11 protein-coding genes and 2 tRNA genes are annotated in these 12,868 nt (G+C 57.7%); 7 read left to right on the top strand and 6 right to left on the bottom strand.

Annotation, left to right across the window (positions count from 1 at the left end):
- The first annotated feature begins 36 nt into the window (after positions 1 to 36).
- Positions 37 to 624: a DNA endonuclease SmrA gene (gene smrA, locus EP166_RS19235; protein ID WP_127560148.1), complete on the top strand. Its 588-nt coding sequence runs from the start codon at positions 37 to 39 to the stop codon at positions 622 to 624.
- Positions 621 to 1,175 carry a phosphatase PAP2 family protein gene (locus tag EP166_RS19230; RefSeq protein WP_127560146.1) on the top strand — a complete coding sequence of 185 codons (555 nt, stop codon included), beginning with the start codon at positions 621 to 623 and terminating at the stop codon, positions 1,173 to 1,175. Before smrA ends, EP166_RS19230 begins: the two co-directional genes overlap by 4 nt.
- A 139-nt stretch (positions 1,176 to 1,314) precedes the next feature.
- Here the strand turns inward: EP166_RS19230 and EP166_RS19225 are convergent.
- The 3 genes from EP166_RS19225 to hemL form a co-directional block, all read right to left on the bottom strand.
- Positions 1,315 to 1,401, bottom strand: a tRNA-Leu gene (locus EP166_RS19225).
- A gap of 42 nt (positions 1,402 to 1,443) precedes the next feature.
- Positions 1,444 to 1,530 (bottom strand) — tRNA-Leu (locus tag EP166_RS19220).
- Between the two features lie 158 nt (positions 1,531 to 1,688).
- Entirely contained in the window at positions 1,689 to 2,978 is a 1,290-nt protein-coding gene (hemL, locus tag EP166_RS19215) for a glutamate-1-semialdehyde 2,1-aminomutase (protein ID WP_127560144.1), read from the bottom strand.
- Between the two features lie 154 nt (positions 2,979 to 3,132).
- On the opposite strand from hemL, the gene malT reads away from it, so the two are divergent.
- The gene (malT, locus tag EP166_RS19210; protein WP_127560142.1) at positions 3,133 to 5,841 is read left to right on the top strand and encodes an HTH-type transcriptional regulator MalT; all 2,709 of its coding nucleotides are present in this window, start codon (positions 3,133 to 3,135) and stop codon (positions 5,839 to 5,841) included.
- Positions 5,842 to 5,993: 152 nt separating this feature from the next.
- Here malT and hemJ read toward each other — a convergent pair whose 3' ends face one another.
- Together hemJ and EP166_RS19200 are read right to left on the bottom strand one after the other, a co-directional pair.
- Positions 5,994 to 6,419 carry a protoporphyrinogen oxidase HemJ gene (gene hemJ / locus EP166_RS19205; RefSeq protein WP_127560141.1) on the bottom strand — a complete coding sequence of 142 codons (426 nt, stop codon included), beginning with the start codon at positions 6,417 to 6,419 and terminating at the stop codon, positions 5,994 to 5,996.
- Positions 6,419 to 8,137: a chloride channel protein gene (locus tag EP166_RS19200; protein ID WP_127560139.1), complete on the bottom strand. Its 1,719-nt coding sequence runs from the start codon at positions 8,135 to 8,137 to the stop codon at positions 6,419 to 6,421. The genes hemJ and EP166_RS19200 overlap by 1 nt, the downstream gene beginning before the upstream one ends.
- Positions 8,138 to 8,308: 171 nt before the next feature.
- On the opposite strand from EP166_RS19200, the gene EP166_RS19195 reads away from it, so the two are divergent.
- From EP166_RS19195 to erpA, 3 genes are all read left to right on the top strand, one after another.
- Positions 8,309 to 9,067: a DUF6776 family protein gene (locus EP166_RS19195; protein WP_127560137.1), complete on the top strand. Its 759-nt coding sequence runs from the start codon at positions 8,309 to 8,311 to the stop codon at positions 9,065 to 9,067.
- Positions 9,054 to 9,509 carry a bactofilin family protein gene (locus EP166_RS19190; protein ID WP_127560135.1) on the top strand — a complete coding sequence of 152 codons (456 nt, stop codon included), beginning with the start codon at positions 9,054 to 9,056 and terminating at the stop codon, positions 9,507 to 9,509. Before EP166_RS19195 ends, EP166_RS19190 begins: the two co-directional genes overlap by 14 nt.
- Before the next feature lie 137 nt (positions 9,510 to 9,646).
- A complete protein-coding gene (erpA, locus tag EP166_RS19185) occupies positions 9,647 to 9,997 on the top strand; it encodes an iron-sulfur cluster insertion protein ErpA (RefSeq protein WP_127560133.1) in 351 nt (116 codons plus the stop codon).
- Positions 9,998 to 10,083: 86 nt separating this feature from the next.
- Here the strand turns inward: erpA and EP166_RS19180 are convergent, their stop codons facing one another.
- Positions 10,084 to 11,367: an OapA family protein gene (locus tag EP166_RS19180; protein WP_127560132.1), complete on the bottom strand. Its 1,284-nt coding sequence runs from the start codon at positions 11,365 to 11,367 to the stop codon at positions 10,084 to 10,086.
- Between the two features lie 130 nt (positions 11,368 to 11,497).
- Between EP166_RS19180 and tyrS the strand changes: the two genes are divergently transcribed.
- A complete protein-coding gene (tyrS, locus tag EP166_RS19175; RefSeq protein WP_127560130.1) occupies positions 11,498 to 12,691 on the top strand; it encodes a tyrosine--tRNA ligase in 1,194 nt (397 codons plus the stop codon).
- Positions 12,692 to 12,868 lie beyond the last annotated feature (177 nt).

The following is a 12,868-nucleotide window of genomic DNA, read 5'->3' as shown; positions in this document are numbered from 1 at the left end:
TGCTGTTAGAATACGGTTAAATTGCACAGGTGTCTTATGGAAGACGACGACGAATTCAAAATTTTCCGTCAAGAAATGAAAGGCGTACGCCGTATTCGCACCACACCGAGAGTCGAGACGGCCAAACCCGAGGTTCCCGAACCCAGTTTGCTGCATCGGCGGCAGATGGCGGTGAAGGTAGAGCAGGGTGACCCGAACCACCTGACGGAAGAAATCATCGATCTGGTACACCCACTGGATATTCTGGAGTACCGCACCGATGGTGTAGCCCACGGTGTCTACCGGAAGCTCAAGCGTGGCCAGTACCCGATCGATGCCCGTCTGGATCTGCATCGCAAGTCCATGGTTGAAGCACGTGCCGAGGTGTACGGCTTCATTGCCGACTGCCTGCGCTACGATGTGCGCTCAGCGATGATTCTGCACGGTAAGGGTGAGCGCGGAGAGCCGAAGGCCTTCCTCAAAAGCTGTGTGAACACCTGGCTGAAACAAATGCCAGAGGTACTGGCGTTTCACTCGGCGCAAAAGCATCATGGCGGAGTGGGTGCGCTGTATATTCTGCTGCGCAAAAGTGATCGCAAGAAAGAAGAAAACCGGGAACGTTTTATGAAAGGTCGCACGGAATGATGGGCGGGCAAAATGCAACGCGGCGAACCTTGTTGCTCTGGGTTACCGCTTTGGCACTCGGATTCAGCTCGACCGGGTACGCCGATGATCGCTGGACGCAGGTGGGTGAGGTATTGCTTTATGCCCTGCCGCTGACGGCGGCCACCGCCACCTACACGCTCGATGACCCGGACGGGCGTTCACAACTGGTCATGGCCTATGGCGTCACCCTGAGCACCAGCTATGTGCTGAAGGGTCTGGTTGAACGGGAGCGGCCAGATGGAACCGATGATCTCAGTTTCCCCAGTTTCAGCGCCGCTTCGGCCTTTACCAGCGCCGCTTTTATTCAGCGCCGCTATGGCTGGGATGCCGGCTTGCCCGCCTATCTGGCGGCCAGCTACGTTGGCTGGAGCAAGGTGCATTCAGACCGGCATCACACAACGGATGTGCTCGCGGGCGCAGCGCTGGCCTGGGGGGTGAATCAGTGGCTGGTTGAACCGGGCGCTGCGTCGCAGTTTGCCGTGGTACCGACCGAAGGCGGCATGGCATTGGCGTTTGAAGTGAACTTTTAAGTGCCGCCCACGCCCTGCATTTAACGCGGGCTCATGGCAATAAAGCCGACCTGTTGGCTACCGTTCGTTGTATTCAATTCTGGGAGTCTTGCCTTGCGGGAGATGCCATTTCGGAGGGAGTGCGTTGTCATCGTCGAAATGGTGCCTGGGAGAGGATTTGAACCTCCACGGGGTTGCCCCCACTAGCACCTGAAGCTAGCGTGTCTACCAATTTCACCACCCAGGCTGAGCGGTTACGGTGTTAAAGCATCATCCGGTGAAATAATGTTGGTGCCTGGGAGAGGATTTGAACCTCCACGGGGTTGCCCCCACTAGCACCTGAAGCTAGCGTGTCTACCAATTTCACCACCCAGGCAATACCGGATGTGCCTACCGTCGGCAAGCAGGCGCGCATACTAATGAGCGGGCCCGGCTCTGTCAACAGTTTTTGTGGTCTTGCGTCGTCTCTCTGTTCAGAAAAAAGGGAGGTAAAACAAGCGGTTGAGTCACGACCCAACCGCATTGCGGGCCTGTTTAAACGGTCAGGTTCGCCATCACCCGCTCGGCGGCAGAGAGGGTATCGTCGATGTCCTGCTCACTGTGCGCCAGTGACATAAAGCCAGCTTCAAAAGCTGAGGGTGCCAGATAAACCCCTTCGTTCAGCATGCCGTGGAAAAACTGGTTGAAACGAGGCACGTTGCTGGTCATCACATCGCTGAACCGGCGTACGCGCTCAAGGTCGGTGAAAAAGAACCCGAACATGCTGCCAGCGGAATTCGTGGTCAGCGGAATGCCCGCGGCCTGGGCTTTGGCTTTCAAACCCTCGGTCAGGGCAGTGGTGCGTTCTGTAAGCTGCTCGTAAACACCGGGCTTACTGATCTGCTCCAGTACAGCGAGGCCAGCCGCCATCGCTACCGGGTTGCCCGAGAGCGTACCCGCCTGGTAAACCGGACCATTGGGTGCCAGAAAGTCCATGATGTCGGCCCGGCCGCCAAATGCACCGACGGGCAGACCGCCACCGATAACCTTGCCCAGGGTGGTCAGGTCCGGTTTGACGTTGTACAGCGCCTGAGCGCCACCCAGTGCGACCCGGAAGCCGCTCATCACTTCATCGAAAATCAGCACCGCACCGTTGTCGGTACATTCGCTGCGCAGTGTCTCCAGAAACTCGGGCTCGGGCAGTACGCAGTTCATGTTACCAGCCACCGGCTCGACAATGACGCAGGCGATGCGGTCGCCGTATTCCTTGAAACAGTCACGCACGGCCTGGGGGTCGTTGTAATCGAGTGTCAGGGTGTTGGCCGCCACCGCCGCCGGAACGCCGGGTGAGGTGGGCACACCCAGGGTCAGCATGCCGGAACCCGCTTTCACCAGCAGGCTATCGGCGTGGCCGTGATAGTTGCCTTCGAACTTCACCAGCAGGTCCCGGCCGGTATAGCCGCGGGCCAGCCGAATCGCCGACATGGTGGCTTCAGTGCCGGAGTTGACCATGCGGACCTTATCCATCGACGGCACGATGGCACAAACCGCCTCGGCCATGGTGACCTCCTGCTCGGTCGGCGCGCCGAAGGTCAGTGCCAGGTCGACCTGACGGTGTATGGCCTCGCGCACTTCCTCGAAACCGTGACCCAGAATCTGCGGGCCAAACGACAGCACGTAGTCGATATAGGACTTGTCGTTAATGTCGAACAGCCGCGACCCCTGGGCTCGCTTGAAAAAAATCGGCGTGCCACCGACCCCTTTAAAGGCGCGAACCGGAGAATTAACGCCCCCGGGAATGGTTTTCTGGGCGCGTTCAAACAGAGCTGCGAGTTGGTCGGTCATGATGTGGGCCTGTGTAATGAATGTCTGGGAACTATTGTCGTGGTAACCGGTGGCTTAGGCAAACCCAGCTGGTCCTAGGCCGTGCTTATTTGATCGTAGCGCGACGAGCTGGGTATGATTGGGCCACTTAAGCCTGACACAACGGACAACGCCGATGACCGACTCGGTTCCACAGCACTTTCTGGTTCCGTCGAAGCTCTCGGTGCCACACCTGCCTCCCAATGCCATTCGCCGCCCGCGTGTCGACCAGAGCTTTGTTGAAGCCTGCCGGCTACCGGTTGTGGTGCTCTGTGCCCCGGCGGGTTTCGGCAAAACAGTGGCCACCTTGCACGGCGTTGATGCCGTGCGCGAAATGGCTCCTTCAGCCCGGCTCGCCTGGTTGTCGCTGGACCCGGAAGATTCGGACCCGGTGGTGTTTGCAGCCTACTTCATCTCCGCCATTGCCAAACAGGTGCCGCTCAGCGAAGCCTTGTGCCACGCGGGTGTACACGATCGCAAGACCCGGTTGAAGTCCCTGTTCGGGCAATTGCTGTTCGAGCTCGACCGGATCGATCAGCGCCTGATACTGGTGCTGGACGATTACCATTGCGTTGAAAACGACCAGGTCCACGCCGCACTTGCCTATCTGGCGCGGCATCTGCCACCGCACATTACCCTGGTGCTGACGACCCGGTCCGATCCCCCTGCGAGCATTATGTCACTGCGGCTACAGGGTTTGGTGGCCGATATCCAGAATGATGTACTGGGGTTCACTGTCTGCGAAACCCAGCATTTCTTTCAGAGCCTGGGCGGCTATCAGCTTGAAGATCACGATGTTGAGCAACTGCTCGATCATGTCGAGGGCTGGGCGGTCGGGCTGCAGTTGATTGTTCTGGGGTTGAAATCGAAACCGTCCTTTGATGAATTGAAAACCCGGCTGCAACAGAAAAACCTGAATGCAATCGACTATTTCGATTCCGAAGTCTTCGATGCACTGCCAGCCGATGTGCAGCATTTCATGATCCACACTTGCCTGGTGCGACGGTTCAACACCGAAGTTGCCGAGGCGCTGACTAAAGACATCAATGTTCACGAAGTGCTGGACTACCTGCAGCGACAGCACTTGTTCATCATTCAGTTCAACGAGCCGCGGCAATGGTTTCGCTACCATCACCTGTTGCGGGAGTTCCTGCAACACAAGCTGACTTTGCTACACAATGGCAATCTCAGTGAACTGCATTTGCGGGCCAGCCAGGCGTTTTTGACGCTGGGGTACATTGTCGGTGCGGTCGATCATGCCATCAAGTCCGGCGATCAGGCGCAGATTGTCAGAATTCTCAAGCTCTACGGCGATGACCTGATTCACAAAGCCCACTATGAACTGGTACAGCGGTGCCTGACCGAACTGCCCATGGAACGGATTGTCCGTGAACCCAGGCTGGTGCTGGTGAACTGCTGGGTGGAAGCCATTTTTGGGGACGCGCGTCAGGTGGACGGTTGTCTAAACCGTGCACGCCATTTGATCGACGACAGCGACGCCGGGCGTCTGCTGTCAGCTGAATTCGAGACGGTGCGCTCCCAGGCCAGCTATTCACTGGGCCAGCTGGATGTCGCCGAGCAGGCAGCATTGCGTGCCCTGACTCTTTTTGCTGAAGACAATACCCGCCGCCAGAGTGCGCTGCTGACGTACGCCAACATCCGATTCGACCTGGGCGATATGGCGCGCGCGCTCGATATTTACGAACAAAGCGAGCTGCTTAGCCGTCAAGAGGGCAATCACGATGCGGTGCTGTGGAGCCTGAATCAGCAGGCGCAGATATGGAAGCAACGCTGCGAGTTTGACCGCTCGCTGGAGCGGTGCCGTGAAGTGCAGCGTTACAGCGACGCTCAGGGCGTGGCCAATGGCTTTAATGTCTGTTTCTCCCTGTTGTATCAGGCCGAATTGGCGCTGGAATCCTACCGGTTGCGCGAGGCCCGGATGCTGATCAACGAAGCGGGGGTGGTGTGTCAGAACTGGGATGAATTCTGGTCGCGGCATCTCTTTGGGTGGCTGCTGAAAATGGAACTGCTGAAGGGCAAACCAACGACCGCGCGAGACCTGTCGGGCTTGCATGAAGGCATTCTGTCGATGGACAGCGTCGCCGAGCAGTTGATTGCCTATTCGCTCGAGGTACAGCTGCTGTACTGGTGTCAAACGGGCGATACTCAGAAAATTCTCACCTGGCTCAAGGTGCACCCACCGGTGACTGGCTGCCGAAACCTGCACGACTTTGGGAAGCTGAGAGCTCAGTTGTACGGACAATTGGCGCTGGGCGAGGTCGAACCGGCTCGTCAGCGGGTAGTGTCTGAACTGGCCCGATTCGGCGACCAGCCGACACCTGAGTTTCGGCTAGAGCGTTTCAGGCTGCAGTTGCTCCACATTGCCATCCTGATGATTCAGGGCGATGAAGAGCGCGCCAAAGCGGCGCTGCTCGATATTCTGGGGGGGCTGCAGACCTATCAGATCGTCGCCAGCCTGTTGTATCTGCGCCAGTGGATCATGCCGCTGCTCGAACAATTGCCGCTGGCGTCATTGCCGGAAGAGCAGGCCCGGTATGTCGAGCAAGTGCTGATTCTGTACAAGCAACGCAATACCTCCAGCCGGCGCGGAGAGCAGGAAGTACCGGATGGCTTGATGGCGCTGGGCATTTCGAGAAAGGAATGGCGGGTGCTGCAATTCATTATGGATGGCAAAAACAATGACGACATCGCACAGAGCATGTTCATCGCCGTCAGCACGGTGAAAACACACATCAACAACCTCTACAAGAAGTTGGCCGTGACGCATCGCAAGGCGGCTATCGCCCGGGGTCGGGCTCTCGGTGGCGGTGCTGGCAGCGAGTAAAGGCCCGGCGATTCGCGCCCTTGCGGGCTGGAGTCCGGACGCGGAAATGACTAGACTGGGGGCTTCCTTGGATTGAATGTCCGGGGATTGTCTAGTTGATAGGTAGTTATTGGCCAACGGCCTTTTGGCCGTTGGTCTTTTTTTTTGCCCGATCAGAAGGGCTTGATAACGACCAGCAGAACAATACCCACCAAGACCAGAGTCGGGGCTTCATTGAACCAGCGATACCACTTGTGGCTGTGGCGGTTGTCGTCCTCGGCAAAGCGTTTCAGCAGGCGACCACAGGCGTGGTGATAGCCGAGCAGTAACACCACCAGCAACAGCTTGGCGTGCATCCAGCCCATCGACAGCCAGGCCGGGTTGACCACCAGCATGGCAATGCCGAGCGTGACGGTCACCACCGCACTGGGTGTCATGATGCCCCGGTAGAGTTTGCGCTCCATGATTTTAAAACGCTCCTGACTGATCGTGTCTTCCGCCATGGCGTGGTAGACGAACAGGCGCGGCAGATAGAACAGGGCCGCGAACCAGGTAATAACGGCAATAATGTGAAAGGCTTTTAGCCAGAGGTACAGCATCAGCGAAGGTCTCCTTCGGTGGTAAGAACGGTGGCCAGTTGGGCACGGGTGATCAGAACGGTTGAGGTGATATCCGGTGAATACAGGAAGCCGGCAGTGTCTTCGCGTTGCAACAGACGCACCGCCTCCAGCAGGTTGATGTCCTGGTTTACCTCAACCAGGCGGCTGAATGGCGGGATCACGGCTTTTAGTGCATCGGCCATTGCCGGACGGGTCTCAGCTGGCAGTTGTACCCAGTCTTGCACAGCCTGGCTGAGCGGGGTCTTGTCGATCAGATAGCTGGCCTCCGTCAACTGCAGCACCACCCAACGCTGGGCGTCTTTGACGGTGCGCAGGGCCTGATCGTCGCTCTGGGTAAGGTCCAGGCGGGTGAACTGGCCGGTCGCCAGTTCCGACAGACTGCGCTGAGCCAGCGCCGTTCGTACCGGGTTGGTCTCAATCGTCAGCCCCTTGAAGGCCAGCAGGCTGTGGTAAATCGACGGAATGCGCAGGCCGTGCTGACACACCAGATTAGCGCCGAGCACCACAATCATCGCCGGAAAGACGGCATGGGCATTGAGCGATAGCTCCAGCACCGCAATCAGTGCGGCCAGCGGCGCATGCAGCACGGCACTCATCATTGCCGCCATACCCAGCAAGGCATAAAAGGCCGGGCTGCCATCGCCGGGCAGCAAGCTGCCCATCAGTCCGCCAGCGCTGGCGCCAATCAGCAGGGTCGGGCCGATCAACCCTGCAGGAACGCCCAAGCCCACCGCTGCCGAAGTGGCAATGAACTTGGCGATCAGCACAACCAGCAAGACCGACCAGACCAGTTCGCCGTTAATGGCTTGGTTGATGGTGTCGTGGCCCAGTCCCAGGACCTCGGGTACGCCCAGCGCCAGGGCACCGGTGATCAGGCCCGCCAGCAAAAGCCGGGCCGCACGCTGATGCAACCGCAATTGCATGAACAGCCGCACACTTCGGTTAAACCCGGCCGCCAGCAGTCCAATCAGCAAGCCCGCGACCAGCAGGAAGGGCAGATCGGTAAGGCTACCCTGATAAGCAAGGTCGGTCACAAAGGCCGGGTGTTCGCCAAACAGGAAGCGGGTCATGGCGGCTGAGGTCACGGAGGCGGCGATGATGGGCGTAAAGCCGAGCAGGCTATACTCCATTAGGATGACTTCCATGGCAAAGAGCACGCCCGCCAGCGGCGTGTCGAACGCCGATGAAATGGCAGCGGCGGTACCGCAGCCAATCAGCAGTCTTAGCTGGCTTGGTACCCGGGTGGCCTTTTGCCCCAGTTGGTTCGCAATACCCGCACCCACATGCACGGCCGGGCCTTCCTGGCCGACGCTGTGGCCGGAGCCGAGCGATATCAGCGCCGCGAAGAACTGGAAGACGGCATTGCTGGCCGGTAACCGGCTGCGACCGCGCTGCAGCCGGTCGAGCACATGAGTAATGCCGATGGCGTGACTGTGCGTCGGCGTGAACCGGAACAGCAGAATCAGGGCCAGACTCCCCAGAATAGGCAATGCGAAGCGGGTTGGGGCCGACAACGATTCGAAATCGTCCCGGTAGGCACCGTTCAGCTGCTGCAGGATCAGATCCAGGCCCAGCATGAACAGCGCCATCACCAGACTCGTGGCAATGCCGGTGATGCAGCCAAGTATGATCAACGACAACAACCCGTCCGGTTTACCGAGTAAACGGCGCCACTGACGGATGGAAGGTAAGGGCATAGGCGGATTGGCTTGTAACCGAATTGGCTGCGACCTTATCATAGGCGGTCATGGCGTTGCAGTGATTCATCGCCCGGCTGGCTTTCAGGCACTGTCTGGGGGCGCAAAACCGGGAGTCAGGGCTGGTTCATACCGGTTGCTGGCAGGCGCCCCTATCCCGTCGGAGTTGGCATGGCGAAAGTAAAAGTAGCACCCGTACGGCAGATGGTTGTCGTTCCGTACCGGCCCTGGCGACGCTGGCTGGTTCGGATTGTTGGAATTGTGATCATTGCCCTGGCAGTCTACGCTGCCTATCTGTATGGTTTTCAGTCAGGTGGCAGTCAATACGAGACCTTGCTTAACCAGCGCGCTGAATTGCGCCAGAACCTGCGCGAAGCCGAACAACGCCAGGAAGCCCTGCGCTTGCGTGTGGCGCAATTGGAGCGTGGCTCCGAGGTCGACCGCCAGGCCAACGAAAATGCCCGGCAAACACAGCTGGAACTGAGCGGTCGTATTGCCGAGCTCGAAGAGGAAGTTGCCCTCTATCAGGGGATCATGTCGCCCTCCCTCGATAATGAAGGGCTGCGCATTCAGGAAGTCACACTGGAGCCGACCAGTTCCAGCGACCGCTACCGGTACAGCCTGATGCTGACCCAGGCGGGCAACAATTCTCAGTATCTGCAAGGGTTTGTGGGTGTCAACATTGTAGGGACACAAAACGGGGAGCGCATTGCGCTGCCATTAAAAGATGTGTCCGAAGCAGTGGATGATGTGGATATTCGATTCCGTTATCGCTACTTTCAGGATATCAAGGGTGACCTGGTGTTGCCTGAAGGGTTCATACCCGACCAGATACAGGTGATAGCCCAGGCCGTCGGCGACCGTGCCGCTCGGGTAGAGGCATCCTACAGCTGGTTGGATTTGGAGAACGGAAACAATGTGGGGCAGTAAACAAACCGTGGCTAACGACGTAACGCTTATATCAGTAAAGGCCGAGATCAGCGGCGATATCCGGGTGTCGGGCGGCTTGCACGTCGACGGCCGCATCAAAGGCAACATTCTTGCCGACCCCGACAGCGGAGCCGCTGTGCGCATCAGCGACAAGGGCTATGTGGAAGGCGAAATTCGTGCGCCGAACATCGTCATCAATGGCGAGGTGAAAGGCGATGTGTACTCGTCCGAACACATTGAACTGGCCAAGAAAGCGGTCGTCACCGGTGACGTGCATTACGTCATGATGGAGATGGTGATGGGTGCCAAGGTAAATGGCAAACTGCTGCACGTGGCGGCTGAGAAAGGTAAGAAGGTTAGCAAGCCAGAGCCTGTAGAGCCCAAACCGGTAGCCGATACTGCGATGCTGGATGCCGGCAAGCCTGCCAACAAATCCTCCTGATATCGACCGGGATCTGCAGCCGGGTCCTTGAATCTGGCCTTGTCCGCCCCTATCACTGTGGTGTTGTCGCCCCAGTGGGCAGGGGCGGGTGAACCGCCTGGCAACTCTGAAAGTAGCCCTATGAATTTGGAACCACTATGACTGTGAATGCAGACGTCCAGGAAGCCCTGCTGATTACCGAGGCAGCGGCGCACAAAGTCCGGCAACTGGTTGAGGAAGAAGGTAACGACCGCCTGATGTTGCGTGTTTTTGTGACCGGGGGCGGTTGTGCCGGGTTTCAGTACGGTTTTACCTTCGACGACGACGTGGCCGAGGACGACACCGTTATCAAGCAGGCTGGGAGCACCTTCCTGATTGATTCGCTGAGCGTCCAATATCTGGCGGGCTCTACTGTTAATTACACTGAAGGCCTTGAAGGTAGCCGGTTTTCCATTGAAAACCCGGCGGCTGAAACAACCTGCGGGTGTGGTTCGTCATTCTCGATGTAGCCGCCCAGTAACGGGGGCACAGGCATAAAAAAACCGGGTTTACCCGGTTTTTTTATGCCTGTGATTTCACCAGGGGTGTGCAGTGTTCAGTCGGCCGCGACGTAGGTTTCCTCGAATACCTGCAGCTGCCCCATCATATTTGACGCGAATTCTTCAAATTGTGGCAGGAACTGGCGATCGAGCGGCTGGGCCGTGGGTAAATCAACCGTTTGCGGGTTCTTGTGAACGCCATGGACCAGAAATTCATAGTGCAGGTGAGGCCCGGTCACCTGACCGGTAGCGCCGACATAGCCGATAATCTGGCCCTGGCGAACCCGATTGCCGGCACGAGCGTTCTTGGAGAACTGACTCATGTGCGCATACAGGGTGCGTATGCCACCGCCATGCTGAACCACCACCACATTACCATAACCGCCATTGCGACCCGCTGAGACGACTTTGCCATCACCGGTGACCTTGATGGGGGTGCCGGTGGGCGCGGCATAATCCGTACCCTTGTGCGCCCGAATGGTGTTCAGAACCGGGTGGCGGCGGTTCGGGTTAAAGCTGGAGGAGATGCGGAATACGTCCATCGGTGTGCGCAGGAAGGCCTTGCGCATGCTATCGCCGTTCGGTGAATAATAGTCGGTCCGACCGCTTTCATCGGTATAGCGCAAGGCATTGACTTCACGGCCCTGGTTGACGAAGCGCGCCACCAAAATGGGGCCATCACCCAGCTTTTCACCGTCGAGGTACTGTTCCTGGTAGATCAGAGAGAACGTATCACCAGCACGGATATCCAGTGCAAAATCGATGTCCCAGCCATACAGAGTGGCCATCTGCATGATCATGTTATCGCTGAGCCCCGCTTCTTTGGCAGAGAGATACAGCGATGAATCGATGGTTGCTTCTGCAAAGCGGGTGTGAATTTCAGGTTCCCGGACGACTTTCTCAATGTCGAACCCATCATCAGTCAGGCTGATGCGGTGTTTGACCAGAATGGACTCGCTGAAGGTAACGCTGCGCAGCAGGTTGTCGGCATCAAATTCAAATTCAAAGGACTGGCCTGGGTAAATGCGCTCCAGCGGAGTGCTGATTTCCTCAATGGCCAGCATGCGGTATAGGACACGCACACCGGCATTGGCCCGTTCGAATACTGTCGACAGCGTATCACCCGGCTGAACTTCCTCGGCAACGCGAGTAAACTGAGGCTCCTCTGGTACGTCAGGGCTGGGCGCCGGTACGACGACCTGGGGTGGCAGCTCGACAATGACAGACTGGCTGGGTGCCGGCCACATTGCCACAGAGAGCATGACAAAGGTCAGGGCGGCGACGCCAATGGCGTGCCAGCGTGGGAATCGTTTCATGATCGTAAACAGATGAATCACCATGTTAAAACAGTCAGTTGGCTGAAGATGTTAATGCATTATATTAACAGGCTGCGTGATATGTGCTAACTGATATCACATCCTGATATAATTAGTCCCTTATTTATATGTAAATTTATTTTGAGGAGACTCCATGTCCCTGGAGCAGACACTGGCAGAAATCCGTCGTGGTACGGAAGAGATACTGCTCGAAGAAGAACTGGTTAAAAAGCTCGAAAGTGGCCGTCCGTTGCGTATCAAGGCCGGTTTCGACCCCACCGCACCCGATTTGCACCTGGGCCATACCGTCTTGATGAACAAAATGCGGCAGTTTCAGGACCGGGGTCATACCGTCATTTTTCTGATTGGTGACTTTACCGGCCTGATCGGCGACCCGTCTGGCAAGAACTCGACTCGCCCGCCGCTAACCCCCGAGCAGATCGCCGAGAACGCCGAAACCTATAAAGAGCAGGTGTTCAAGATTCTGGACCCGGAGAAAACCGAAATCCGGTTCAACTCTGAATGGTTCAACCAGCTTGGCGCCGCCGGCATGATCAAGCTGGCCGCGCGCCACAGTGTGGCACGCATGCTGGAACGGGATGACTTTAAAAAGCGCTATAAAGCTAACGAGTCCATCGCTATCCACGAATTCCTCTACCCACTGGTGCAGGGGTACGACTCGGTGGCGCTGGAAGCAGACGTTGAACTGGGCGGCACCGACCAGAAGTTCAACCTGCTGGTTGGCCGGGAACTGCAGAAGAGTGAAGGGCAGGAGCCCCAGGTTGTCATTATGACCCCGCTACTGGAAGGGCTCGACGGCGAGAAGAAGATGTCCAAGTCACTGGGCAACTACGTCGGCATCACCGAAGCTCCGGGCGCCATGTTCCAGAAGATCGTCTCGATTCCCGACTCCCTGATGTGGCGCTGGTATGAACTGCTGTCATTCAAGACACTGGAGCAGATCGAGGCACTTAAAGCCCAGGTCGAGCAGGGTGCCAACCCCAGAGACATCAAAATCGAGCTGGCCCGTGAACTGGTGGCTCGCTTTCATGGCGAAGACGCCGCCGCCAATGCCCATAAAGGCGCGGGTAACCTTGTTCAGGAAGGCGAGGTGCCTGAAGACACCCCGCACGTCATCCTTGAGCTGGACGACCAGACCGACTTGCCCATCGCGGCCATTGTGAACCGGGCCGGGCTGGCCGCCAACGCCGCCCAAACCCGGGATATGCTCAAGAATGGCCGGGTCAAGGTCGACTGGGAAGTGGCCGGCGCTGATCTGCGCCTGCCTGCCGGTGAGTACCTGGTGCAGGCCGGAAAGAAGAAGCTGGCGCGGGTGACTCTGGGCTGAGCCGGTCTCCGTCTTCCTGCTTATATAAGTAGGAAGACGCGAGGGCGGGGTGTCGCCTTCAGTTTCATCTTTTCACCGCCCTGTCATCGAATAGACAACTTTCTGTGAATCACCTCTTGACCCTCTCTCAGAAAAGACTATTATACGCCTCCCTCGCCGCACAGCGGTGACGGGAAG

The organism is Saccharospirillum alexandrii, from assembly GCF_004000275.1.
Lineage (GTDB): Bacteria > Pseudomonadota > Gammaproteobacteria > Pseudomonadales > Natronospirillaceae > Saccharospirillum > Saccharospirillum alexandrii.
This window is presented reverse-complemented; position numbering and strand designations above follow the sequence as displayed.